Below are 24,174 nucleotides of genomic sequence, written 5' to 3'. Positions count from 1 at the left end.
GAAAGGAAAATGAAATATAAATATTATTTTTTATTAGTTGTATTTTTTTTAACATCTTGTTGTATTGATAGTTCTTCTTGCATAGCAGTTAAGTTTTGGGATGGCTATTATTCTAGGGAAAATGCATCTAAAGAATTTGATAAAGAAGAGCAGATTTTTTATGATAATGAGTCACCAAATAAAAAATTGTTAAGAAAGAAAAATGAGGCATTTTGTGATGAATTAACACCTAAACTTTTTGAACAGAAAAAGAAATATGACAAAAATGATGTTGTCAATATGTCTGATATATTTGTTTATTGTATGAGAATCAATAATACTCCAATATATTTAGATCTAAATAAAAACTATAATTGGCTAATTGAAAGTGATGTAAAACGATAACTATAAATAAGAATAATCCTTCATTACCAGTTTTAGTAAATCCATATATTATAAAAAATCAATAGGAGTCAATTATGAAAATAATTAATATGATAGTTATGCTGATTTTAATTATGTCTTTATCAGGTTGTATGGATACTATTACAAGGGCTTGGAATGGTGGACCTTATATTTCTGATAAAGAAAAAGAACTTTATCATATTTGTTTCGAAGAAGTAAAAAAGAATTATCCTATATCTGAAAATTCAACCGAAAGAGAACGTCTTAATTGGATAAAGTTAATAGTTCAGTGTGAGGAGGAAAAAAGTAGATGATTTATTATTTTAACTAAACTAAATATAAAAATTAAGGAGTTATAATATGAAGTATTTTTTTATTTTAGTAATATCTTTTTCTTTCTTAACTAGTTGTATGACTAGTTAAGATCCAGTAGTTTGGTTTTGGAATAATGGCTTTAAAATGTCTGATAAAGAAAGAGATGCATATAGATTTTGTAGGAAGTATCAAAAAGAAAATAATTATGATGATTATTATAATTGTATAAAAAAAAGAGGCTATTAAGGATGTCCTTTATGCCTATAAATAAAAATAATCCTTTATTACCAGTTTTAGTAAATCCATATATTATAAAAAATCAATAGGAGTAAATTATGAAAATAATTAATATGATATTTGTGCTAATTTTAATTATACCTTTATCAGGTTGTATGGATACTGCTATAAAGTTTTGGAACAATACTGGCTTGCTGAATTGAGTAATCGAACATCACAATGTGGTATGAAAAAAGAGAGAGCTAAATATTGATAAAAATGGTTTTAAAATATCTAATAAAAAAAGACAATATGAGAAATTTTATTTTAATAATAAGGATCTCACTATACCGATCTTGCATTAGGTGGCCTGTACGGTTATAGAAATAGTGATGTTTTAATTTATTGAATGGTTCTTATATTCACATAGTAGTTATTTTAGAGAAGTACCTAAAAAATATCTTAAAGATGAAAATGGTCATAATATTAATCAAAATGGTGAAATAGTTAATGATAGGATTAAAAATCCTTATAAAAAGGATTTTAAGGGAGCATGGAAAGAGGGAGTAAATCATAATAAAGTAAATGATAATCCATCTCTTCCTATATTAGTTAAACCTAATTTATAATAATTATGAGAAATCTACAATGAATAAACAAAATATAAAATTACTATGCTTTTTATTTGTAATATTTAGTTTAATGGGGTGTATGAATACTGCCACGAGGTTATGGAATAGTGGCCCATATATGTCTGATGAAAAAAGAAAAATTTATGACATATGTGATGATGAAACAGATAAATTCTATAGTGAAGAAAATCAACGCGAGCTATGGTATAAATTTTGGAATGAATGTTTGAAAACTAAAGAAAATCAATAGTTGTAGTGGCATAAATATACTGATAAAAATGGAAAAGAATGGAAAGGGTTAAGTAAGGCAAAATCAGCAGTTCATCAAGCTGATTTTGTAGGTAATAAATGGAATTTGGGATTGATGGGATTTAATAAAACAACTGGTGGTGCTTGTTGGTTTTGTTATTCACACAGTAGTTATTATGGTGAAGTTCCAGCAGAAAATCTAATAGATGAAAATGGTCATAAAATTGATGAAAATGGAACTAGAGTAACTGATCCAGTTATAAACCCATATTCCGAAGAGTTTAGGGAAAAATGGATAAATGATAAAAATAGAGAAAACCCATCATTACCTCAATTAGTAACCCCAGAAATTCAAAGCGGTAAGGAGTAAAATTAGTATGAATATCGTTAGATTTATAATAGTTATTTTTATAAGTATCATTTGTTTATCTGGCTGTATGAATCAAGTTATTCGTTTTTGGAATAACGGTGGAGCAGTATCAGAGGAACAATCTAGACTTTTTGAGAAGTGTTTTAAGAAAGTTGAAAAGCGTTTTCCTGTACCTGATCATTCAACAGAACGTGAACGTATTGATAGGTTAATACTTATAGATAAATGTATGAAAGCAACAAAATAGATCTAATGAAACAATATGGTCAAAAGGATCTGTTTATTGGTTCACATAGTCGAGGCACAATGACGGTTGGTAATGCATTGAGAGAGTTAAATACAGAAGAAAACCGAGAAAAAGCGTTGTTATCAAAAACAGATATAAAAATGGTGGGGCCTGCTGAAAATGTTTCACAAGTAGATAAAATATTAAATCAACTTCAAGGTCTAGGAGATGAACGAACTAACAAAGAGCATTCTATTAGAATTGAAAGTCACGAAGGAGATATGGTTGGAGGATTCCCAATAGGTAATAATCCTAGTACTACAAATACTAACACTCATAAAAAGGGAAATATCTCAATGATTCTCGATATCTTTGGTGATAAATCTTCGTCTCATAACTGCTACGGGTTGGGTCAGACGCAATGTATAAAAGATGGGTATAGAAAAGATAAAAAAGATTTGTATATGCATCCAGAGAATACCATATTTGAATTAAATAATTCAAATCAACTTAAAAAGGAGTAAGTAATGAAGGTTTTATTAGTATTAATGGTATTGATGAATTTAGCATCCTGTTCAATGGGAGGTTTTAAGCCACCTAGAGAAACTGAACATTGGACATCTGATGAATATATTCAATATCGTGATTATTGGGATAGAAGAAATACAAATATGCGAGAGTGTGGTATAGATCCTTATGAAGGATATCATAAATCAACCAAAGAAGGCTTATGTATGGAAGCTAAGGGCTGGTATTACACAGCTGGACCTGTTTGTAATGAATTTGATTCTGTGGATGATCCGCTTTGTGTTCAGTGGCGAGCAAAAAAAGGATTGCCTTATCCATCAGCTAAAGAAATTATAAGATAATTTTATTCAAGTTAATAGCGGTTAGATATTAGTGTTTTTAAGTGAAAATTTGCATTTTTTGATCTAAATCTAACCGCTATGTTTTTATTTAAATGCAGTGAAACAAAATCCAGAAGCAGCAAAAAATGGTAATTTATATGTGGTGATTAATAATCCTACTTATGAGAGTATTCCTAGTTTAGCAGAGCTTATGTATGCGGGTTATGACAAAGTTAATGACCAATTAGGAGCTGCTCTCCCAATTACTAATGCGGAAAAAACGAATGTTGCAATTAATCATTATGCAAAAGGTAGAGGGCTGAAATTAGAAAAGAGTAATCACAGTCGTGGTGGTTTAACAGAGAGCGTGAGTTTACAGCGAACTAATAATGTGGGAATAACCAATGTACCGATTGTCGAAAGTCGTTTCTTTGGTACAGCAACCAATGTGGAAGATTATCTTAAACAAGTCGGAAAAAATGGTTATGAGACAACCGTTAAACAAGCTACGCATAAAGCTGATTTTGTGGGTCGTCCGCTAGGCTTTAATCCAGCTACAGGTGGAGATTGTTGGTGGTGTTATTCTCATAGTAGTTATTATGGGGAGGTGCCTGAGAAAAAAATAGAAAATGATAGAAAGGAAAAGATTAATAACCCTGAATATGAAAGGTATATAAAAATATGGGGAAAACCTACAATAGGTAAAAATGGTAATCCCGTCAATCTATCACTACCAAAAGAGGTTATTGGGGATAAAAATGACAGCATTAAATTTAAAGGGGATAAATAATGAAAAATATTACTTTTATTCTATTTTTTATGTTCTTTTTATTTGGCTGCAAAGACACTGCATACTACTATAATTATGGAGGGATGAAATCAGCTGAAGAACTTCAAAAGGAAGAAGATATTTGGCTTGCTAGAAAAACTCTGGAGGAGAGAGAAAAGTATCGAAGGAATGTAGATACTTGTTATGACAGAGCAAAAACAATACAGAAAAGAGGAGGTAAGAAGCATTTTAATGTCTATTACAATGATTGTATGAAAGAACTTGGTGGTCCGATTTTTGAATGGTAGCCTAATTTCAGTATGAGCATTGAGCAGTATGTAAAATTGGAGTAAATATCAAAAAAAATCGTAGTGGTAATTGGATTAATAAACTTTTACCGAAAGAGATTATTTTGGATATAACAATATACAATTTAAAGGAAAAAAATAATGAAAAGATATCTATTGCTAAATATATTATTAAACATATTGCTATTACAAGGATGTAGTGCTGTAAAATTTTGGAATGGTTATTATTCAGTGCAATCAGCACATAGAGAGGCTGAGAAAAAAAGGAAAATTTATTATGATAAAGAGGCTCCAGAGCAAAAAGAGTTAAGGAAAAAGAATCGTCTTATTTGTAGAGAACTGGCCAATAAGATAGAAAATAGAATCCCAGAGAAAGGATTTCCAAACGGTGTTTGGAATGAAAGATTATTTGTACATTGTATGAAAGAAAGGGGAACGCCTGAATTTTAATGAAAAAAGTAATCACAGTCGTGGTGGTTTAACAGAGAGCGTGAGTTTACAGCGAACTAATAATGTGGGAATAACCAATGTACCGATTGTCGAAAGTCGTTTCTTTGGTACAGCAACCAATGTGGAAGATTATCTTAAACAAGTTGGAAAGAATGGTTATGACACAATCGTTAAACAAGCTACGCATAAAGCTGATTTTGTGGGTCGTCCACCATTGATTTTAGGTGGTAATCCAGCTACAGGTGGAGATTGTTGGTGGTGTTATTCCCATAGTAGTTATTATGGAGAAGTGTCTGAGCCAATAATAACCAATGACGAAAGTTAAAAATTAAAAATTAAAATCGCGGTATCAACTGATAGCGGCATAAGAATTGGCAATGGCAGCGAAAGAAGTAGAAGGTGTGGCTGATACTGTTTCTAATATGGCAGGTAGTAAGGCATTAACTGAAAATGCAAAAGCCGCAGAAAACCCAAGTGTGAAAATCTCGGTCAGTGTGGGTTCAAGCAAATCACAAAATGAGAGTCATACTAGAACGGTTACTCATCAAGGCAGTGAATTTAGTGCGGGTAATATCAAGCTCAAAACCACGGAGGGTGATATTGATGTTGTGGGTTCAAAACTGAATGCAACGGATAAACTGGAATTAGATTCAGCGAAAGCGATTCATCTTGAATCGACACAAGATAGCACAGAAAATCACTCAACGAATAGTAACAGTGGCTGGAGTGCAGGCGTGTTTGTTGGCTTTAATGGCGATAGCTATGGTTTTGGGCTAGAGGCGAGTGGACAAAAAGGTAAGGGCAAAGAAAACAGCACAACCATTACTCAAAATAATACCCAAATTAACGGTAAAAGTGTGGTGATGAAATCACGAGAAAATACCGAGTTGAAAGGGGCGAATGTCAATGCAGAAAAACTGACGGCAGACATCAAAGGTGATTTAATCATCGAAAGCCGACAAGATGAAACCAAATATCACAGTAAACAAACCCAAGCGGGTGCAAGTGCCTCGTTCACTTACGGCTCTGGAGGCGGTGGTTCGGTTAATTTCAGCAAAAATAAAGCGAAGGTAAACCAAGCACAGGTTGAAGAGCAAAGTGGAATTAGTGTTGGAAAAGGTGGAATGGACATTACTGTTGCCAATAACACACATTTAAAAGGTGGTTTAATTAAGAGTGAAGCAACAAGAGATAAAAACCATTTTAAAACCAAAACACTCACAACTGAAAATATAGAAAACCACAGTGAAGTGAAAGTGGAAAACATCAGTGGTGGAATTTCAACAAATATGGCTCAGACAGGAATATCAGCCGTTAGTTCGCTTGCCAGTGCGTTAGGTAATAAGAATGAAAGTAATCACACTACAACAAAAAGTGCAGTGGGTGACAACATCAACTTAACGGTTGAAAAAGGTACACCAACGGCGCTATCACGAGATGTTGCAAATTCTAATAAAAAAGTGACCGCTTATGATTTGGGTGAAATCAAAGAGCAGCAAGAGATGGCAGATGTGATAGGTGAAATTGCTCAAAACAGTATCACAATGGCATTGAAACCAAAACTTGATGAGGCAGAAAAACAAAAAGCTCAAGCGGAAGAAGTATTAAAAGTTGACCCAAATAATGCTCAAGCTCAGCAAGTGTTAAATCAAGCAAATCAAACCATCAATCAATATGGCAAAGGTGGCGATGTTCAAATGGCAATCCGAGCTGTGACGGGAGTATTGCAAGGATTGGCAACAAAAAACACCAATGGAGCAATTGTTGATGCTTTATCGCCTTATGCAAACAAACTTATCAAAGAACAAACCCAAGATAACCCAACGGCTAACTTAATGGCTCACGACGTACTGGGGGCTGTTGAAGCTTAAGCAACAGCAAGATTTATCACAGTATAAATTCTTAAAAATAGACTGAACAAAAGCACTAAACATTGGGTGATTAAGCACCAGTATTTATTGGTAATACTGATGCTTTATTTTTAATTTATTGTTTTAGATGTTGTTTAGTGCATTTTGGATATCATTGATGAGATCGTCTGTGTCTTCAATACCCACCGATAATCTAACCAATCCCTCTGTGATTCCTTGTTTTAATCGTTCTTCTTCTGGTACGCTAGCATGAGACATTTTTATGGGGTAAGAGAGAATAGACTCTACACCACCAAGACTCACTGCGATGATAGGATATTTTAAAGCGTCAGCAAATTTTTTGACATTTTCGGCATTACCTAAATCAAATGAAAGTACTGCTCCTCCGCTAGTTGCTTGTTTTTTATGGATTTCATAGCCTTGATGACTTTCTAAACCTGGATAATAAACTTTATTGATTTTAGGGTGTTTTTCTAATAATTGAGCAATTTTTAATGCGGAGTTGGTGCTTTTTTCCATTCGGATAGCCATTGTTTTTAAACCACGCATAACTAGCCAGCATTCTTCGATACCTGGTAATCCACCTAGCATTACTTGCTGTTTATGGAGTCTTTCAAAGAGTGTTTCATCGTTTACAATAACTGCACCTAAAATAACATCACTGTGCCCGTTTAAGAATTTTGTTGCACTTTGAATCACAATATCTACGCCTAATGTTAGAGGTTTTTGATATTGTGGGGTCATAAATGTGTTATCGATAGCGGTCAGAATATTGTGTCTTTTTGCAATTTCTACCACGCCTTGAATATCTGTGATTTTTAAGGTCGGATTTGATGGTGTTTCTATATAAAACGCTTTGGTGTTTGGTTGAATGGCACTTTCCCATTCCTCTAAATTGGTTTCATCAACGAACGTAACTTCAATACCAAAACGAGGCAGTGTTTCGCTGACTAATTGGAATGTGCCACCGTACACATCTTTACACATTACAATGTGGTCGCCCTTTGAAAACATCAATAAAACAGCAGAAATGGCAGCCACTCCTGAGGCAAAAGCAACACCGTATTTTCCTTCTTCAAGGCTTGCAATTGCTTCTTCTAATGCCTCGCGTGTTGGGTTGCCGAATCGTGAATAAATATATTTTTGTAGATTATTGATATCTTTTTGATGAAAGGTTGAGGCTTGGCAGATTGAAATAGATGAAGCCCCTGTATCGGGTGCAAGCATATTGTAGCCGTGTAATGTTTTTGTTCCAAATTTCATAGAGTCCTCTTTGGGGTTATTGGTTATGAAGCGGTCAAATTATATCTTTAAAATGCAAAAAAAAAATTCTCTACTTTTACTTAATTTAACTAAAAATAGAAATAAATTTCTAATAATAGGGCTATAATAAGAAAAAATTTCTATAATTAGCTGGGTTTATAATTTAAGGGGCAAAATATGTATGAATTAAATAAAATAGATAAACAAATTTTGAGAGAATTGCAAAAAGATGCGTCAATTTCTATTACGGAATTAGCAGAAAAAGTAAATTTAACCACGACACCTTGCTGGCGACGTATTCATCGCCTTGAAGAGTTGGGGATTATCCGTAATCGGATTGTGTCGATTGATGCCGATAAAGTCGATCTTGGGTTCATTGGATTTGTTCAGATCAAAACGAGTAATCATTCTGCTCAATGGTATCATCAATTTTCTAAAACAATAATTGATTATCCTGAAGTGATGGCGTTTTATCGTATGGCAGGGGAATATGATTATTTAATGCAAGTACGAGTAAAAGATATGCACGCCTTTGATATTTTCTACAAAAAATTGGTGAGAGAAGTGGAGGGGCTAACCGATGTTACTTCAACTTTTGCAATGGAAGAATTGAAATACACTCACGAGCTACCTATTTAGGAATTTTCTAGATTTAGCGGTAACAAACAAAAAATATTCAAATTGTTACATTTTATTCTTATTTTGCTATAATAAATCGAAAAATAGACTGTGAGGTGTCAATGTTTAGAGATTATAAAATGAGAATTGAATTATTATTCACGATGTTTATGTTGGTTGGCTGCCAGTCTCAGCATTTAGCTACTTCATCAGTTCCGAATGTTCCCAATGAGTCTGAGAATATTCCGACTAACTTTAATACGCAAGTAGAAAAAAACACGTCATTTGATCGTGCAAAACCTGTTTCTTTTCAGCAGGCAATGGATTATGTTTTACATCATTCTGATAAGCTTTCTGCTGCTCAGGCAGGCTGGAAAGCAAGTCAACTACAAGCTGATGCCCTTGATTTACATCAACCTGTTGTTATGCTGGGCAGTATGGCTGGGCGTTATAATGTGGAAACGGATATCAGTACTGCACATTTACGTGAACGTTTACAAGGTTATGGTACTGCATTAGCAAGTCAAGTTGGTGGTGTTGCACAGCAATTTCCACAGCTTGCACCATTATTACAAAAAGGGCTTGGCAGTATTGCTCAACTTCCTTCCCAGATTCCATCTGATATTCACTTGCAAAAACGAGATAATTTTTCACGAGCAAATGTAACCGCATTATTACCCCTTTATACGGGTGGACGCATTGATGCCATTCAAGAATTTGCTCAAGGGCGAGCAGATGCAGATGCGACAAAAATTGCGACCACAGAAGAAGAATTACTCAAAACCTTGATTACGCGTTATTTTCAAGTGCAGTTAGCGGAACGAGCGGTTAACGTGCGAGAAATCGCATTAAGATCTGTCAAAGGGCATAATCATTTAGCGAAACGTATGTTTGAATTGGGTGTGATTTCTAAGATTCAACGTTTACAAGCAACAGCGGCATTATCTGACGCAGAGTTTCAGTTAGATAAAGCAAAGGATAATTTGCGTCTTGCCCAACGAGCCTTAAATTCATTATTACAAACAAAGGATGTCAAAGTTGCGACAAAATTATTTGTAAAAAATGAAAAATTATTACCGCTTAATGCGTTCCAAGCGAAAGCCCAAGCGTATTATCCTATCTTTACTCAAATTAAAGCGAAAAGAAAACAAGCCAAAGCGATGGAAAAATTAAGTGATGCCGCGTGGAAACCAAATGTGGCGGCTTTTGGCGGTTATCAGCTGGGTAAAGACCATAATTGGGTTGTGGGTGTCAATGCAAATTGGACATTGCATCGTTCGGTAGATAGATCCAAAATGCAACAAGCTGCTCAAATGACATTAACGCAAATTGATGCGATAGAGCGTCAAGTGAAGCAAGACATCAATTTGTTAGTCGAAAAAAACTGGTTAGTGGTTGATGATTTGAGATTGCGTTATCAAGCCCTTGAAAAAGAAGAAACCTTAGCTCAACAAGTGTTAAAACTACACGAAGCTGGATTTAAAGAGGGTATCAATACGGTTATTGAGCTTAATGATGCCCAAGCAAAATTGGTTAAGGTACAAACGGAGCAAGCGAGTGTAGCGTATGAATATGTGATGGCTCTCGCTGAATTATTGGCTTCTACTGGAAATCTTCAAAGCTTTGCGAATTATATTCCTACAGATTTAATGAATTAGAAAAATAAGAGAGAACAAGATGTCTGAGAAAATGAATGAAAATACCAAGAAAAAGCTTAAACCTATTTTAGGATTAGTGATTGTCGCTATTGTAATCCTTGTGATTATTTGTGGCTATTTGAAGGTGTCTGAGCCTGAACCTGTGATATTACAGGGGCAAATGGAAGCCAAAGAAGTGAATATTGCGAGTAAGATTTCAGGACGTATTGATGAAATTTATGTGCAAGAAGGCGATAAGATTACCAAAGGTACACCGATTTTACATTTTGATAGCCCTGAAATTACCGCCAAAGTTGCTCAAGCTGAAGCCGTAAAAGATGCAGCAAGTGCGATTGCGAAAAAAGCAGAAACGGGGGCGAGAGAACAAGAAAAACAAATGGCATTTGAACAGATGCAACGAGCCAAAGCGGGTTTTGATGTAGCGAAGAAAACGTGGCATCGTATTCGTACTTTAGCCAAAGAGGGCTTATTAAGTCAGCAAAAAGCCGATGAAGTGAAAGCTAAATATATCAGCGCTGAAAAATTATATGACATTGCAAAAGCACAGTATGAAATGGCTCAGGAAGGGGCGAGAAAAGAAGATATTGTGGCGGCAAAAGCCAAAGCTCGTCAAGGACAAGCGGTGTTTGATGAAGCAATGGTTGCTGAAGATGCAGTGCAATTAAAAAGCCCTGTGAGTGGTGAAATCGCTGAAGTGATCCCAAGTGTCGGCGAGATTGTTTCCAAAGGTGTACCTGTGGTGACGGTGGTGAATTTACAAGATCAACGCTTAGAATTAAATGTGCGTGAAGATTATTTAAAATATTTTGCGATCGACCAAACTTTTGAAGGGGTTATTCCTGCATTAGATAATTTAAAAGTGACATTCAAAGTTTATGCAAGTTCGGTATTACCTGATTTTGCGACGTGGAGACCAACGCGTACCGATGAAGGTTTTGATATGCGTACTTTCTTAGTTAAATCACACCCAGAAAACGTGATTGAAGGAATGCGACCAGGTATGAGCGTATTAGTTGAATTACCACAAAATGATTGAGAAAGAGGCGAATAACGAATGTTAGCTTTGTGGCGAATCTTTTTACGCAGTGCTGTTTGGGAATGGCGACTTATTCAGCGAGAACGTGTAGAACGCATATTGCTTTTAGTGTTGCCTGCGTTAACGATAGGTTTAATTTGGTATACCTTTTCTGCATCACAAGTGCATAATTTGCCCATTGGTGTGATCGATAAAGCAAATACGAGCTTATCAAGAAAATTGATTTCAATGGTTGATGCCTCCCCAAATGTGGCGGTGGTTAAGCATTTCCGTGATGCCCAAGAAATGAAGCACGCTATACAAGACACCGAGGTTTATGCAACCTTGATTATTCCAAAGGATTTTTCACATCGAATTCATCAACTTAAAGCAAGTCCCGTTACTCTTGTAGTTAATGCTCAGTATGGAACGCATTCAGGTGTAATTCAATCAGGGGTTGGTGGTGCGGTTCGTACTTTTTCTGCGGGAGTAGAATTACGCTTGCGTACTAAAATGGGAATGTCTAAGGAGCAAGCACTTGATGGCATCTCACCGATTAAACCACAAATTAAAATGGCATTTAATCAATCTTTAAATTATCAACAGTTTCTCGCAAGCACCACAATTCCCGCCCTACTACACATTTTAGCCGCAGTTGTTGGCGTTGGACTTATTGGGCGAGAGCTACGTCATAGTACACTGGGTTGGTGGTTTGCAGGGGTCTCTCAATATGACAGAGAACAAGTGCCTCGTTTTCTAGCTTTGTTATTTGCCTTGATGGGAAAAATGGTTTGGCATTTATTTGTTTTTTGTGGCTGGATCACGCTCTCAATTTTATTGGTAACTTGGCATAATCCACTACCATTAGCAAATTTATGTATAACAATTTTTAACGGCTGCCTATTGATGATCTTATCCCTTTGGCTTGGTATTATGTTAACTGCAATGGCAATGTCTAATCGTGTGGGTTTATCTAATACAGGTATTATTACGGGACCTGCTTTTGCATTTTCAGGGGTGACGTATCCCCTTGTTGCAATGCCAGATTCAGCACAAGTGATCGCACAAATGTTACCTCTTACTCATTATTTACAATCGCAAATTGCTCAAATAGAAATGCGACAAGATTGGTATTTTGGTTTATCCACCAGCTACGGCTTTATTATTGCCATCATCATAATGATGTTATTATCGACACTATTTACCGCAATCGCATTACAACGCAAACATAAATGGGGTATGAGATAATGAATGATTTTATTTCAGCCATAAAGGATACCTTTAGAAGTATTTTTACTGACGCTGGCGTTTTGCTACTGCTGATCATCGCCCCTGTGATTTATGGATTATATTACCCTTTGCCTTATAGCACTGAGATTGTGCGTAATGTACCTGTTGCGATAGTGGATAATGCCCACGACAGCTTATCTCGTAAAATGATTCAAATGGTTACTGCTGCTCCTGCCGTTAAAGTGGAAGTCGTTAGCAATGAACGAAAAGCTAAAAAAATGCTTCTTGACGATCAAATAATGGCAATGATGGTAATTCCTGAAAATTTACAGCGTAATGTTACTTTAGGAAAATCGACAACAGTGAATATGGTCGGAAACGGCGGCTATATTCTTGCGAGTAAATACGCACAGCAAGCAATGGCAAGTGCGGTGCTGACTCTCTCAGCAGGGATAGAAATCAAAAAATTATTGCCTCTTGTAAAAAGTAAAGAAAAAGTGACCGCTATTAGAGAGCCTGTTCCCTTAAAAATCCAACCTCTTTATAACCAAACCGAAGGTTATGGAAGTTATGTCGTTCCTGCTGTGGCGTGGTTAATTTTACAACAAACCCTTTTGATTGCCTGTGCAATGTTAGTCAGCACGTGGTATGAGAAACACAATGCCTATGCAACCGCCACTCAATGGCTCGGACGTTTAACCGCAATCAGCTTCATTCATTACATTATCTGCTTAGGTTATACGGGGAGTATGTTCAGTTTTTGGGGTTATACCGCAGGGGCAAATCCACTTGGCAATTTAGTTTTGATTGTCTTATTCTCGCCTTGTGTCGCGACCTTAGGTTGTTTATTGGGGCTACTCATCAAAGATCGTGAACGAACTATGCAAATTTTGGTTTTTTCAGCCTTACCAATGTATTTTATGAGTGGCTACTCGTGGCCCGCCGATTTACTCCCACTTCCTTTACAATATCTACGTTGGATCTTCCCAAGCACAGCCGTTATTCCAGCAGGTGTAAGCTTAAACCAATTAGGCGGTACGGTTTTTGAAAATTTACACTATTTCCTTGCCTTAGGCATACTAATGTGGACAGGGCTCGCGATGTTATTTTGGTTTGGCAGAAAGAAAGTGTAAATTTGCAAATTTTTGAAAAAATATGACCGCTTAAAAAGGTTATAAATTTTCATAAATAATCTGTTAAAATAGAGCAGGTTAAAGGCTCTATTCATTTTGTGAATAGATTCAATATTGCTTTCATTTGTTAAAGCTTAAAAATATAAAAAGGATAGCAAAGATTCTCTTATGAAAATATTAGTCACCGGTGGGGCTGGATTTATTGGTTCAGCAGTAGTTCGTTATATTATTGAGAATACGGATAATAGTGTCGTCAATGTAGATAAATTAACTTATGCAGGAAATTTAGAATCTCTTGATACTATCTCTGATAATGAAAGATATAGTTTTGAACAAGTGGATATTTGTGAAGCGGTCAAATTAGAGCAAGTTTTTGCAAAATATCAACCAGATTTAGTTATGCATTTAGCGGCTGAAAGCCACGTAGATCGCTCAATTGATGGTCCTTCTGCTTTTATTCAAACTAATATTGTTGGTACTTATACGCTTTTAGAGGTAACGCGTCAGTATTGGCAAAAATTAGATGAAACGAAAAAGCAAAATTTCCGTTTTCATCATATTTCAACCGATGAAGTGTATGGTGATTTAGAGGGGACAGACGATTTATTCACAGAAACAACCTCCTATGCACCAAGTAGCCCTTATTCAGCATCAAAAGCATCAAGTGATCACTTAGTGCGAGCTTGGTATCGTACTTATGGTTTACCTGTTATCGTCACAAATTGCTCAAATAATTATGGTCCTTATCATTTTCCTGAAAAATTGATCCCTTTAATGATTTTAAACGCTCTTGATGGCAAATCGTTACCTGTTTATGGGAATGGGCAGCAGATCAGAGATTGGTTATTCGTGGAAGATCACGCTAGGGCGTTGTATAAAGTTATTACAGAGGGAAAAGTTGGCGAAACGTATAATATTGGCGGTCATAATGAAAAAGCAAATATTGATGTGGTAAAAACAATCTGTGCTATTTTAGAAGAATTGGTGCCACAAAAACCACAAGGCGTGGAAAAATATGCTGATTTAATTACTTTTGTCAAAGACAGACCTGGACACGATGTGCGTTATGCCATTGATGCAACTAAAATCCAGCGAGAATTAGGCTGGAAACCACAAGAAACTTTTGAGACGGGTATTCGTAAAACAGTTAAATGGTATTTGGATAATAAGACTTGGTGGAAGCGTGTTCTTGATGGTTCTTATAGCCTTGAAAGATTAGGTTCAGGAGAGAAATAGAATGAAAGGCATTATTTTAGCGGGTGGTTCAGGAACAAGACTTTATCCTATAACTAAAGGTGTCTCGAAACAACTTTTGCCTATTTATGATAAACCGATGGTTTATTATCCGTTGTCAGTATTGATGTTAGCAGGAATTAGAGAAATTCTGATTATTACAACGCCAGAAGATAATGAATCCTTTAAGCGATTACTCGGAGATGGGGAGCAGTTTGGCATTCAATTATCTTATGCAATACAACCGAGTCCTGATGGTTTAGCTCAAGCGTTTATTCTTGGTGAAGAATTTATTGGAAAAGATAGTGTTTGTTTAATTTTAGGTGATAATATTTTTTATGGTCCTAATTTTAGTGGCAAATTAAAGCAAATAGTGCAAAAAGAGGCTGGGGCAACCGTATTTGGTTATCAAGTCAAAGATCCTGAGCGTTTTGGTGTGGTTGAATTTGATAAAAATAACAATGTGAAATCAATAGAAGAAAAACCTACAAACCCCAAATCCCATTTTGCAGTTACAGGGCTTTATTTTTATGATAACCGAGTGATTGATTTTGCTAAAAAAATAAAACCGTCTGAGCGAGGAGAATTAGAAATAACCTCGATCAATCAGATGTATCTTGAAGATAAGAGTTTATCTGTTGAGTTGCTAGGGCGAGGGTTTGCTTGGTTAGATACTGGCACTTATGAAAGCTTATTAGAAGCGGGGCAATTTGTACATACTATTGAAAAACGACAAGGTTATAAAATAGCCTGCCTTGAAGAAATTGCGTGGCGAAATGGTTGGATAAGTAATGAGTTACTTATTCAGGCTGGAACAAAAATGCAGAAAAATGATTATGGCGATTATTTACTTAGCTTACTAAAAAGTGAATGTATTTAATAAGTTGAAATAAAAGGTTTTAATATGATGGATTTGAATAAAAAGATATTGGTGACATCGCCATTACTTCCTTCCCTAGAGGAGTTTAATCTTTATTTAAAAGATATTTGGGATAGAAAATGGTTAACAAATAATGGTTATTATCACCAGCAATTAGAAGATGAGTTGGCTAAATATTTAAACGTACCCTATCTCAGTTTGTTTACAAATGGAACGCTTCCGTTGATGGTTGCACTGAAAGCTTTAGATATAAAAGGGGAAGTTATCACAACACCTTATAGTTTTGTTGCAACTGCACATTCACTTTGTTGGTCAAATATCACGCCTATCTTTGTTGATGTTGATCCAAAGACTGGAAATATTGATCCAGAGAAAATAGAGCAAGCGATAACATCTAATACCACAGCGATTATGCCCGTTCACGTTTATGGGAATCCTTGTGATGTTGATGTCATTCAAGAAATTGCGGATAAGCATAATTTAAAAGTGATTTATGATGCAGCACATGCTTTTGGTGTTGAAGAAAATGGTCAGTCTGTTTTGCAATATGGCGATATTTCAACATTAAGTTTTCATGCAACGAAAACTTATAATACTATTGAAGGCGGAGCATTGATTTGTCATACCAAAGAGATGAAACAGCGTATAGATCAACTAAAAAACTTTGGTTTTGTTGATGAGATAAGTGTTGATGAATTGGGCATAAATGGGAAACTTGATGAAGTTCGAGCCGCTTATGGTTTATTACAATTAAAACATATAGATAAAGCGATTGAAAAAAGAAAAGAATTAACTGAAATTTATATAGAAAACTTAAAAAATATTGACGGTATTGATTTATTAGATATAAAAGCGGATAAATTAAATTATTCTTATTTCCCTATCTTAGTTGATGAAAGTAAATATCATCTTAGCCGAGATGCGTTATATAATAAATTAAAAGAAAATAATATTTTTGCCCGTCGTTATTTTTATCCTTTAATTAGTGAATATCAATTTTATCAGCAGTTAAATTTACCTTCAGCAGATAAAAATAATTTACCTAATGCTTATAAATTATCACAACAGGTGATTTGTTTGCCTATGCATCACGAGTTAAGCGGTGAAGAAATTTTGAAAATTTGCAATGTTATTGAGGGAGAATAAGATATGAAAATTGCTATTATGCAACCTTATTTTTTCCCTTATATTGGATATTTTCAGCTAATCAGTGCCGTGGATAAATTTGTGATTTATGATGATGTAAATTATATCAAAGGCGGATATATAAATAGAAACTCTATTTATGAAAAAAATAAAGGCAGGCAATATATCAATTTAGTATTAGATAAAGCCTCGCCTAATAAACTTATAAAAGATATATCGTTAAATCAGCAGAATATTTGGAAAGATAAATTATTGAAGCAAATCTCACAAAATTATAGTAAGGCTCCTTATTTTAAAAGTGTTTTCCCTATAATAGAAAGCATTATTTATAGTCCAGAATTAAATTTATCTTTATTTTTGCATCATAGTATTAAATGTATTTGCGATTATTTAGGTATCGAAACGGAAATTATTTCAACTTCTGAACATTATAATAATAAGGGAATTGGGCGATTTGAAAGAATAGTTGATATTTGTGGTAAAGAAAATTGTTCTGAATATATCAATCCTATTGGGGGTGTTGAACTTTATCATAAAGATGAATTCAGAAAATATAATATAGATTTATTTTTCCTAAAAACGAATACTATTGAATATAAACAATTTGATAATGAGTTTGAACCTTTTTTATCAATCATTGATATAATGATGTTTAATTCAGTAGAAAAAATCCAAGATTTTTTAAAAATGTATAAGGTAGTTTAATATGAGCAAGAAAGTAATTATTTTTGGGGCGACAGGAACTCTAGGAGCACCTATAGCATTACATCTAAAAAAATGTGGGTATGAGGTTATAGCTGTTGGGCATCGACAATCTGATAATGATTTTTTTAAAGATCATAATATAGGATATATTTCTGTAGATATTAGTAAAGAGGATAATTTTCACCGTTTGCCACAAAGAGATGTGTATGCAGTAGTACATTTTGCTGGGGCTTTACCAGCATCAATGAAGGGATATGAGCCTAGTTTGTATATTGATTCTATTATTCAGGGAACTATGAATGTTTTAGAATATACGAGAAAAGTGCAAGCTGATAGAATAGTATTTCCTCAGTCATTATTTGACGTTAGTTACTTATTTGGTAGTAAAGTTCCAATTCCTGCTGATTCATTAAGAAAAGCCCCATTATCTGGTGATCATGCTATTTATGTAATTGCGAAGAATACAGCTGTTGATTTGATAGAACATTATTATGAAATGTATGGTATTAAGAGATTTATTCTTCGACTATCACGAGTTTACCTATACCACCCAAATCCTTATACATTTACGGATGGTGTAAAGACACTGATTTCAGATCGATATTTAATTTATAGAGCAATGAAAGGGGAGAATATTGAATTATGGGGTGATCCTCATAGATTATTAGAAACTTGTTCTATAAAAGATTTTTTACAGATTGTACAAAAAGCACTTTCAGCAGATGTTGATGGTGGCGTATATAATATTGGAAGTGGTGGGAGTACTTTAGAAGAAAGAGTAAAAGGTATTATAGAAGTGTTCAATCCTAAAGGTAAAAAGTCTGATATTATTTATTGCCCGGAGAAAAAATCTGCTATGCAATTTGTCTTAGATATTAGAAAAACAGTGGATGAGTTGGGTTATCAACCTCAGTTTACTTGGAAAGACTATTTGCTAGATTTTAAGAAAGATATGGAGACGCAACCTTTTTCTAAACTATGGGGATGGGAAGAGAATTACTATCAATATGAGAGGTAATAAAAAATGTTAACATTTTTAAAGTTATTTAAATATTATTGGAAACATTTATTAAATTATAAATATGTTTTTAGAAAGAGGAAAATATTATCAAGTAAAATATGGGGAGATCAAATATTTAGTGATGCAATTAATACTTCTTTTAATGATTATTTAAGTCATTCAGAAAAAAGTAATTCTAGATTAAAAAGCCTACTCATTTATGACATAATAGACTGTTATAGTATGTATGGAATTACACCAAAAGAATATTTTGTATTAAATTTTAGAAATAAGGGTAAAGAGGAAAGAGCTAGTTTTTTAAGTATAAAAAATAAAGATGAGATGTGCCTTGTTAAACCCAATGCTTGGAATGTTTTTCAGCAATTAGAAAATAAATCTTTTTTTTATAGCATCACAAAGAAGTATTTTAGTAGAGAATTAATATCAATAAATAGTATTGATGATCAATGTATTTTTTCTGAATTTTATAAGAAGCATAATTCATTTATTATAAAATCAAATTTTTCTCATTCAGGTAAAGGTATTAAGTTAATTAGAGATGCTTCAAATGAAAATGTTACTTGTAGTGGATTATTCAATAAATTATTTTCTGACAATAATAAAAATGGATTTATAGTTGAAGAACTAATAGAACAAGCAAAATGGATGAAAGAATGGAACTCTTCATCAGTAAATACAATTCGAATACCATCTATAAGAAATAGTAAAGGTTATCATATATTAAATCCATTTCTTAGATTTGGACAACCTAATTGCGACATTGATAATGCAGGAGCTGGTGGTGCTGTCATCTTAATTGATAAAGATTCGGGTACACTTATATCAAATGCCCATAGGCAAGCTGGGGATGTAATTAAAGTAAAACCAGAAACGGGGGAGCTCATAAAAGGATTAATAGTTCCAAAATGGAAAGAACTTCTAATTCTTACTCAAGAAATACATAAAAATTTACCAGAAGATTATTATTATGTAGGATTTGATTTCGCATTGACAGAAGATAAATGGGTTTTAATTGAAGGTAATTGGGGCGCCTTTTTATCATGGCAACAAATTATGGATAAAGGCTGTAAAGAAGAATTTCAAACACTTATGGAAATATAAATAATATGAATAATTTTTTTGAAAAAATTAGCATTTATATGACGCTATTATCAAAATATAAATATATTTGGGGTAAAAAAAAATATTTATCTCAAACTATATGGACTGGTGAGATTTTTAATGAAGCAATTGACAATGCGTTTAGTCGTTATTTAACAAGTAGTGAGCTTAAAGATGTTAGCCTGAAAAATAAATTAATTAATGATGTAATATATTGCTATTATAAATACGATGCTATTCCAAATGAATATTTTTTCTTAAATTTTAGAAATAGCTCAGAGATAATAAGGAAAAATATAGCAACTAATAAGTTTAGAGATCACGTCATGATTAACCAAGTTGGCTTAGGAAACGAAGGATTTGAGTTCTTCAAAAATAAATATAACTGCTATTCTTATCTTAAAAAGTATTTTAAACGAGATATTTGTTTTATTAAGAATGATGTAGATAAAAATTACTTTATTGATTTTTATACTAAACATTATAGTTTTATTGTAAAACCCCTTATGGGATTACGTAGTATTGGTATTCATATTATAAATAGAGATGATTATTGTGGTTCTGCTGAGGAATGCTATCAATTCTTAAAGAATCAAGGAGATTGGATTGTAGAAGAATTAATAGAACAACATAATGAATTATCTTTGTTAAATCAATCTTCAGTTAATACTATACGTATAATTAGTTTTTTGACATCAAAGGGATTTAATGTATTTAAAGCATATATGAAAATTGGAAGAGAAGGCGATCTTACTGATGATGTGAATGGAGAAGGATTAAATGTAATTATTGATATTAAGACAGGAAAAATCATAAGTGATATTTTAGAGCATAAATCAAATAAGCATTATGGTAAACATCCCGATAACGGTATAACGTTACGAGATTTTCAGATACCAATGTGGAATGAGCTTTTAATATTTGTTGAAGAAGTTCATAGAGCAATTCCTTTTTATTATCCCCAAGTTTCTTGGGATTTTGCTTTAACTAATAGTGGCTGGGTTTTGGTTGAAGGGAATTGGGGATCTCTAACTTTTAGAGATGATGATATTATTAAAAAAGATGAATTTATGTCATTTTTTGATTAAAAATAAAAATATATGAAATTAGCAATAATAGGAGCATCTATTGGGCAATTGTCTCTTTGCTTAAAAGCAAAGGAAAAAGGTATTTATACAATATGCTTTGCTTGGGAAGAGGGTGCTGTTTGTAAGGAATATGTTGATAAATTCTATCCTATATCAGTAACTGATAAGGAGAAAATTGTGGCTATTTGTAGAGAAGAAAAAATAGATGGCATTATTACTAATGCGTCTGAATTCTTAGTCGATATTGTAAGTGATCTTTCTGAACAGTTGGGACTTATAGGGAATCCTTTAAATGTCATAAAAGATATCAAAAATAAGTATAAAATGAGGAATGTGTCGAACTATATTGATGGTCTAAAACGTATTAAATATACTTATTATAATGGCAAAAAAATTGATTTTTATCCTTGTGTTGTAAAGCCAGTAACTAGTTCAGCAAAAAAAGGTGTCTATTTTGTTAATACTCCTGATGATGTTAAAACAGCTATAGATTACGCCAAAAGTATTTCAGATGACATCCTTATAGAAGAATATATTGAAGGTGCTGAAGTGTCAGTAGAAAGTATTTCATATAAAGGGCAACACTATGTTTTACAAATAACGGATAAAGTAAATAGTGGTTATCCAAATTTTGTTGAATTAGCTCACCATCAGCCTTCTTCTTTAAATGAAGACCTCAAATACAAGATTAAGCAAGTGATTCCTTTACTGTTGGATAAAGTTGGCTTTGAAAATGGGGCAACGCATACTGAAATTAAAATTGATAGTAAGGGGAATTTATATTTAATTGAGTTAAATCCAAGAGGCGGAGGCGATGAAATATCTTCTCAATTAGTTTATTTAAGTACCGGATATGATTATATTTGGGGAATGATCTGCGTTGCTTTAAATATTTTTGAAAAACCGATAATGAAAGAGAGATCGTATTCAGGTATTTATTTTTTATGTAAACAATCTGAACAATATTTGCCATTATTTAAAGCTACAGAGTATGAATATTCTTGGTTGGTTGAGAGAAATGTAAAAAGTTATGAGCTTATAGATTCTAAAGGTAATCATAGTAGAAATGGATACATTATATATAAATCAGATCGTAGGATAGATGAAAATGACTTGTAGTGAGAAAATAAAAGTAAGTGTGATAACCTTGGCATATAACCATGAGAAATATATTCATCAGTGTTTAGAGGGGGTTATTAGCCAAAATACTAATTTTAAATTTGAGTTATTAATTCATGATGATGCTTCAACAGATAAAACAGCAGATATTATACGAGAATATGAAGCTAAATATCCTGATATAATTAAGCCAATCTACCAAATAGAAAATCAATATTCGAAAGGTGGAGATATAGGTAGAAGATTTATTTATCCAAAAGCCAAAGGAAAATACATTGCAATTTGTGAAGGTGATGATTATTGGATTGATCCTTTAAAATTACAAAAACAAGTCGATTTTTTGGAAAATAATCCTGACTATGGTTTGGTTTATACGAATCATTTAAATTATTTTCAGAAGAATGATTCTTTTGAAGAACATCATTGCGATGAAGTTCATGATATTGCTTATTTACTAAAAGGTAATAAGATTCCAACTCTAACAACTTGTTTCAAACGTGAGTTATTGCAAGATTATTTAGATAATTTTTATCCTAAAATGCCTAAATTTCCTTTTGGGGATTATTCGTTGTGGCTATATCTTTTTTCCAAAGCTAAATTTTATTTGTTACCAGAGGTTACTTCTGTTTATCGCGTGTTAGAAAATTCAGCCTCTCATTTTACTGATTATAAAAAAGAATTTTCTTTTGAACAGAAAGTATATGAGTGCCGATTGTTTTTTATAGAAAACCTTTATCCAAAAGAAACTTATTTAATTGAAAAAGTGAAATATAATTATTTTTATAAAATGTTAAAAATATGTATATTATATAATAATGAAAGTTTATTCATTGATAAAAAATTGCAGGATTATTATTTAGAAATGAAGAATAAGAATAATAAATTTGGGATAAAGTATCGCTTATTAAAATGTAATTTCTCTTTTTTCTCCCGTTTGTTTAGAAGTGATATTTATGTAAAAAATATAAAAATAAAAGTGAAATCTTTTTTTAACTTAAAGTAAATATAATAGTTTTTAATGAGTTAACGAAAATTATTAACTTAATTGCTTATAAATTTCTTGCAAATACAAAAAAATTCCTTAAAATGCGCCTCGCTTTCCATATAAGAAAAGTAGCAGGGAATTTGTAAATCTTTCCAATAATCTAACCGCTTATTATTTTAGGAGAAAAGTAATGAAAAAATGGGCGATTGCTTTAGTTTCTGGGGTTGCATTATTAGGTGCAACAAATATGAGTTATGCAGAAGAAAATGTGGTACGTCTTTATACATGGACGGAATATGTACCAGATGGTTTACTTGACGATTTTACTAAAGAAACTGGTATTAGAGTTGAGCGTTCAAGTCTTGAATCTAATGAGACAATGTATGCTAAGGTAAAATTACAATTACAAGGTGGCGATGGTGGCTACGATGTTATTGCTCCAAGTAACTATTTTGTTTCAAAAATGGCAAAAGAAGGAATGTTGCAAGAGTTAGATCATAGCAAATTACCTGTAATTCAAGACCTTAACCCTGATTGGTTAGACAAGCCTTATGATAAGGGAAATAAGTATTCATTACCTCAATTATTAGGGGCTCCAGGTATTGCATTCAATACTGATGTGTATAAAGGTAGTCAATTTAAATCGTGGGCAGATTTATGGCAACCAGAATTTACAAATATTCAGTTACTTGATGATGTTCGTGAAGTATTTAATATTGCGTTATTAAAAATTGGAGCAGATCCAAACACCAAAGATCCAGCTGTAATTAAACAAGCTTATGAGGAATTATTAAAAATTCGTCCACATTTAGTGTTCAATTCAGATAATCCAGCTAGCTCATTTATTTCAGGTGAGTTTGATCTTGGGCAACTATGGAATGGCTCTGTAAGAATTGCCAAAAAAGAACAAGCACCAATTGATATGGTATTCCCAAAAGAAGGTCCAGTTCTGTGGGTTGATACCTTAGCAATTCCTAAAAATGCAAAAAATGCTGATGCAGCACATAAATTGATTAACTATCTATTAAGTGCAGAAGTGGCGAAGAAATTAACTTTAGCAATTGGTTATCCAACTTCAAATATCAAAGCATTAGAAATGTTACCAAAAGAGATTACAGAAGATCCTGCTATTTATCCAACAGCAGAAGTGCTTCAAAAAAGTCATTGGCAAGATGATGTCGGTGATGCAATTGAGATTTATGAAAAGTATTTCCAAGAGTTAAAAGCTGCTCAATAGTAACTAGGCTTCTAATAAGTAAACTTAGTATCATATTCCAGTAATTCTTGATATAGTTACAAGAATTACTGGATTTCAGCACTAACTTTTAGTATCTTTGTCTA

General features: G+C 33.3%; 28 protein-coding genes. 27 read left to right on the top strand and 1 reads right to left on the bottom strand.

From position 1 onward, the window contains the following. Positions 1-9 precede the first annotated feature (9 nt). The 12 genes from DYE60_RS05645 (at position 10) to DYE60_RS05590 (ending at position 6,638) form a co-directional block, all read left to right on the top strand. Complete coding sequence (locus DYE60_RS05645) at positions 10-384, top strand: hypothetical protein (RefSeq protein WP_115315659.1); 375 nt, start codon at positions 10-12, stop codon at positions 382-384. 74 nt (positions 385-458) lie between these two features. After that, positions 459-698 carry a hypothetical protein gene (locus DYE60_RS05640; protein ID WP_115315658.1) on the top strand — a complete coding sequence of 80 codons (240 nt, stop codon included), beginning with the start codon at positions 459-461 and terminating at the stop codon, positions 696-698. Between the two features lie 865 nt (positions 699-1,563). Then, entirely contained in the window at positions 1,564-1,797 is a 234-nt protein-coding gene (locus DYE60_RS05635; RefSeq protein WP_115315657.1) for a hypothetical protein, read from the top strand. A 114-nt stretch (positions 1,798-1,911) separates the two neighbouring features. Further along, positions 1,912-2,166 carry a hypothetical protein gene (locus DYE60_RS05630; RefSeq protein ID WP_115315656.1) on the top strand — a complete coding sequence of 85 codons (255 nt, stop codon included), beginning with the start codon at positions 1,912-1,914 and terminating at the stop codon, positions 2,164-2,166. 7 nt (positions 2,167-2,173) lie between these two features. Then, complete coding sequence (locus tag DYE60_RS05625; RefSeq protein WP_115315655.1) at positions 2,174-2,413, top strand: hypothetical protein; 240 nt, start codon at positions 2,174-2,176, stop codon at positions 2,411-2,413. 5 nt (positions 2,414-2,418) lie between these two features. Then, positions 2,419-2,916 (top strand): hypothetical protein, encoded by a 498-nt coding sequence (locus DYE60_RS05620; protein WP_245942683.1) that lies wholly within the window; start codon positions 2,419-2,421, stop codon positions 2,914-2,916. Positions 2,917-2,919: 3 nt separating this feature from the next. Next, positions 2,920-3,261, top strand: a complete 342-nt coding sequence (locus tag DYE60_RS05615; protein ID WP_115315654.1) for a hypothetical protein — start codon at positions 2,920-2,922, stop codon at positions 3,259-3,261. Between the two features lie 97 nt (positions 3,262-3,358). After that, a complete protein-coding gene (locus tag DYE60_RS05610; RefSeq protein ID WP_147285449.1) occupies positions 3,359-4,030 on the top strand; it encodes a hypothetical protein in 672 nt (223 codons plus the stop codon). Then, positions 4,030-4,317 carry a hypothetical protein gene (locus DYE60_RS05605; protein ID WP_115315652.1) on the top strand — a complete coding sequence of 96 codons (288 nt, stop codon included), beginning with the start codon at positions 4,030-4,032 and terminating at the stop codon, positions 4,315-4,317. The genes DYE60_RS05610 and DYE60_RS05605 overlap by 1 nt, the downstream gene beginning before the upstream one ends. Before the next feature lie 141 nt (positions 4,318-4,458). Further along, positions 4,459-4,767, top strand: a complete 309-nt coding sequence (locus tag DYE60_RS05600; RefSeq protein ID WP_115315651.1) for a hypothetical protein — start codon at positions 4,459-4,461, stop codon at positions 4,765-4,767. Positions 4,768-4,807: 40 nt separating this feature from the next. Beyond that, on the top strand, positions 4,808-5,092 hold the full coding sequence (locus DYE60_RS05595) for a hypothetical protein (RefSeq protein ID WP_115315650.1): 285 nt from the start codon (positions 4,808-4,810) through the stop codon (positions 5,090-5,092). Positions 5,093-5,144: 52 nt separating this feature from the next. Further along, positions 5,145-6,638 (top strand): hemagglutinin repeat-containing protein, encoded by a 1,494-nt coding sequence (locus DYE60_RS05590; RefSeq protein WP_115315649.1) that lies wholly within the window; start codon positions 5,145-5,147, stop codon positions 6,636-6,638. A gap of 123 nt (positions 6,639-6,761) precedes the next feature. On the opposite strand, the gene DYE60_RS05585 is transcribed toward DYE60_RS05590, so the two are convergent. Next, positions 6,762-7,901 carry a trans-sulfuration enzyme family protein gene (locus DYE60_RS05585; RefSeq protein ID WP_115315648.1) on the bottom strand — a complete coding sequence of 380 codons (1,140 nt, stop codon included), beginning with the start codon at positions 7,899-7,901 and terminating at the stop codon, positions 6,762-6,764. A gap of 177 nt (positions 7,902-8,078) precedes the next feature. Here DYE60_RS05585 and DYE60_RS05580 point away from each other — a divergent pair, with 177 nt between their 5' ends. The 15 genes from DYE60_RS05580 (at position 8,079) to DYE60_RS05510 (ending at position 24,070) form a co-directional block, all read left to right on the top strand. Beyond that, a complete protein-coding gene (locus DYE60_RS05580; RefSeq protein WP_115315647.1) occupies positions 8,079-8,540 on the top strand; it encodes an Lrp/AsnC family transcriptional regulator in 462 nt (153 codons plus the stop codon). A gap of 101 nt (positions 8,541-8,641) precedes the next feature. After that, the gene (locus tag DYE60_RS05575) at positions 8,642-10,177 is read left to right on the top strand and encodes a TolC family protein (RefSeq protein WP_115315646.1); all 1,536 of its coding nucleotides are present in this window, start codon (positions 8,642-8,644) and stop codon (positions 10,175-10,177) included. Positions 10,178-10,196: 19 nt separating this feature from the next. After that, positions 10,197-11,213, top strand: a complete 1,017-nt coding sequence (locus tag DYE60_RS05570) for an HlyD family secretion protein (protein ID WP_218563617.1) — start codon at positions 10,197-10,199, stop codon at positions 11,211-11,213. Positions 11,214-11,231: 18 nt separating this feature from the next. Continuing rightward, on the top strand, positions 11,232-12,440 hold the full coding sequence (locus tag DYE60_RS05565; RefSeq protein ID WP_115315645.1) for an ABC transporter permease: 1,209 nt from the start codon (positions 11,232-11,234) through the stop codon (positions 12,438-12,440). Next, positions 12,440-13,555 carry an ABC transporter permease gene (locus DYE60_RS05560; RefSeq protein WP_172460368.1) on the top strand — a complete coding sequence of 372 codons (1,116 nt, stop codon included), beginning with the start codon at positions 12,440-12,442 and terminating at the stop codon, positions 13,553-13,555. The genes DYE60_RS05565 and DYE60_RS05560 overlap by 1 nt, the downstream gene beginning before the upstream one ends. A 168-nt stretch (positions 13,556-13,723) precedes the next feature. Beyond that, on the top strand, positions 13,724-14,791 hold the full coding sequence (gene rfbB / locus DYE60_RS05555; RefSeq protein ID WP_115315643.1) for a dTDP-glucose 4,6-dehydratase: 1,068 nt from the start codon (positions 13,724-13,726) through the stop codon (positions 14,789-14,791). A 1-nt stretch (position 14,792) separates the two neighbouring features. After that, the gene (rfbA, locus tag DYE60_RS05550) at positions 14,793-15,668 is read left to right on the top strand and encodes a glucose-1-phosphate thymidylyltransferase RfbA (protein ID WP_115315642.1); all 876 of its coding nucleotides are present in this window, start codon (positions 14,793-14,795) and stop codon (positions 15,666-15,668) included. 24 nt (positions 15,669-15,692) lie between these two features. Then, positions 15,693-16,814 carry a DegT/DnrJ/EryC1/StrS family aminotransferase gene (locus tag DYE60_RS05545; protein WP_115315641.1) on the top strand — a complete coding sequence of 374 codons (1,122 nt, stop codon included), beginning with the start codon at positions 15,693-15,695 and terminating at the stop codon, positions 16,812-16,814. 3 nt (positions 16,815-16,817) lie between these two features. Next, positions 16,818-17,519 (top strand): WbqC family protein, encoded by a 702-nt coding sequence (locus DYE60_RS05540; protein ID WP_115315640.1) that lies wholly within the window; start codon positions 16,818-16,820, stop codon positions 17,517-17,519. A 1-nt stretch (position 17,520) separates the two neighbouring features. Then, positions 17,521-18,537 carry an NAD-dependent epimerase/dehydratase family protein gene (locus DYE60_RS05535; protein ID WP_115315639.1) on the top strand — a complete coding sequence of 339 codons (1,017 nt, stop codon included), beginning with the start codon at positions 17,521-17,523 and terminating at the stop codon, positions 18,535-18,537. Between the two features lie 6 nt (positions 18,538-18,543). Beyond that, positions 18,544-19,641 carry a sugar-transfer associated ATP-grasp domain-containing protein gene (locus DYE60_RS05530; protein WP_115315638.1) on the top strand — a complete coding sequence of 366 codons (1,098 nt, stop codon included), beginning with the start codon at positions 18,544-18,546 and terminating at the stop codon, positions 19,639-19,641. Positions 19,642-19,646: 5 nt separating this feature from the next. Beyond that, a complete protein-coding gene (locus DYE60_RS05525) occupies positions 19,647-20,729 on the top strand; it encodes a sugar-transfer associated ATP-grasp domain-containing protein (protein ID WP_115315637.1) in 1,083 nt (360 codons plus the stop codon). Positions 20,730-20,741: 12 nt separating this feature from the next. Further along, positions 20,742-21,848: an ATP-grasp domain-containing protein gene (locus DYE60_RS05520; RefSeq protein ID WP_115315636.1), complete on the top strand. Its 1,107-nt coding sequence runs from the start codon at positions 20,742-20,744 to the stop codon at positions 21,846-21,848. After that, on the top strand, positions 21,838-22,851 hold the full coding sequence (locus DYE60_RS05515; protein ID WP_115315635.1) for a glycosyltransferase family 2 protein: 1,014 nt from the start codon (positions 21,838-21,840) through the stop codon (positions 22,849-22,851). The genes DYE60_RS05520 and DYE60_RS05515 overlap by 11 nt, the downstream gene beginning before the upstream one ends. A 172-nt stretch (positions 22,852-23,023) precedes the next feature. Beyond that, complete coding sequence (locus DYE60_RS05510; protein ID WP_115315634.1) at positions 23,024-24,070, top strand: extracellular solute-binding protein; 1,047 nt, start codon at positions 23,024-23,026, stop codon at positions 24,068-24,070. Positions 24,071-24,174: the final 104 nt, after the last annotated feature.

The organism is Phocoenobacter uteri (assembly GCF_900454895.1).
In the GTDB taxonomy this organism is placed as follows: domain Bacteria; phylum Pseudomonadota; class Gammaproteobacteria; order Enterobacterales; family Pasteurellaceae; genus Phocoenobacter; species Phocoenobacter uteri.
Note: the sequence above shows the minus strand (reverse complement) of the source record. Positions and strands in the feature narration are given on the sequence as shown.

Coding starts and splice junctions, on each gene's coding strand:
- DYE60_RS05570 (WP_218563617.1), top strand. CDS start 10,197: ATGTCTGAGAAAATGAATGAAAATACCAAGAAAAAGCTTAAACCTATT.
- DYE60_RS05575 (WP_115315646.1), top strand. CDS start 8,642: ATGTTTAGAGATTATAAAATGAGAATTGAATTATTATTCACGATGTTT.
- DYE60_RS05615 (WP_115315654.1), top strand. CDS start 2,920: ATGAAGGTTTTATTAGTATTAATGGTATTGATGAATTTAGCATCCTGT.
- DYE60_RS05630 (WP_115315656.1), top strand. CDS start 1,912: ATGGGATTTAATAAAACAACTGGTGGTGCTTGTTGGTTTTGTTATTCA.
- DYE60_RS05540 (WP_115315640.1), top strand. CDS start 16,818: ATGAAAATTGCTATTATGCAACCTTATTTTTTCCCTTATATTGGATAT.
- DYE60_RS05565 (WP_115315645.1), top strand. CDS start 11,232: ATGTTAGCTTTGTGGCGAATCTTTTTACGCAGTGCTGTTTGGGAATGG.
- DYE60_RS05520 (WP_115315636.1), top strand. CDS start 20,742: ATGAAATTAGCAATAATAGGAGCATCTATTGGGCAATTGTCTCTTTGC.
- DYE60_RS05525 (WP_115315637.1), top strand. CDS start 19,647: ATGAATAATTTTTTTGAAAAAATTAGCATTTATATGACGCTATTATCA.
- DYE60_RS05625 (WP_115315655.1), top strand. CDS start 2,174: ATGAATATCGTTAGATTTATAATAGTTATTTTTATAAGTATCATTTGT.
- DYE60_RS05635 (WP_115315657.1), top strand. CDS start 1,564: ATGAATAAACAAAATATAAAATTACTATGCTTTTTATTTGTAATATTT.
- DYE60_RS05530 (WP_115315638.1), top strand. CDS start 18,544: ATGTTAACATTTTTAAAGTTATTTAAATATTATTGGAAACATTTATTA.
- DYE60_RS05515 (WP_115315635.1), top strand. CDS start 21,838: ATGACTTGTAGTGAGAAAATAAAAGTAAGTGTGATAACCTTGGCATAT.
- DYE60_RS05620 (WP_245942683.1), top strand. CDS start 2,419: ATGAAACAATATGGTCAAAAGGATCTGTTTATTGGTTCACATAGTCGA.
- DYE60_RS05640 (WP_115315658.1), top strand. CDS start 459: ATGAAAATAATTAATATGATAGTTATGCTGATTTTAATTATGTCTTTA.
- DYE60_RS05580 (WP_115315647.1), top strand. CDS start 8,079: ATGTATGAATTAAATAAAATAGATAAACAAATTTTGAGAGAATTGCAA.
- DYE60_RS05590 (WP_115315649.1), top strand. CDS start 5,145: ATGGCAGCGAAAGAAGTAGAAGGTGTGGCTGATACTGTTTCTAATATG.
- DYE60_RS05605 (WP_115315652.1), top strand. CDS start 4,030: ATGAAAAATATTACTTTTATTCTATTTTTTATGTTCTTTTTATTTGGC.
- DYE60_RS05545 (WP_115315641.1), top strand. CDS start 15,693: ATGATGGATTTGAATAAAAAGATATTGGTGACATCGCCATTACTTCCT.
- rfbB (WP_115315643.1), top strand. CDS start 13,724: ATGAAAATATTAGTCACCGGTGGGGCTGGATTTATTGGTTCAGCAGTA.
- DYE60_RS05510 (WP_115315634.1), top strand. CDS start 23,024: ATGAAAAAATGGGCGATTGCTTTAGTTTCTGGGGTTGCATTATTAGGT.
- DYE60_RS05535 (WP_115315639.1), top strand. CDS start 17,521: ATGAGCAAGAAAGTAATTATTTTTGGGGCGACAGGAACTCTAGGAGCA.
- rfbA (WP_115315642.1), top strand. CDS start 14,793: ATGAAAGGCATTATTTTAGCGGGTGGTTCAGGAACAAGACTTTATCCT.
- DYE60_RS05585 (WP_115315648.1), bottom strand. CDS start 7,901: ATGAAATTTGGAACAAAAACATTACACGGCTACAATATGCTTGCACCC.
- DYE60_RS05645 (WP_115315659.1), top strand. CDS start 10: ATGAAATATAAATATTATTTTTTATTAGTTGTATTTTTTTTAACATCT.
- DYE60_RS05560 (WP_172460368.1), top strand. CDS start 12,440: ATGAATGATTTTATTTCAGCCATAAAGGATACCTTTAGAAGTATTTTT.
- DYE60_RS05600 (WP_115315651.1), top strand. CDS start 4,459: ATGAAAAGATATCTATTGCTAAATATATTATTAAACATATTGCTATTA.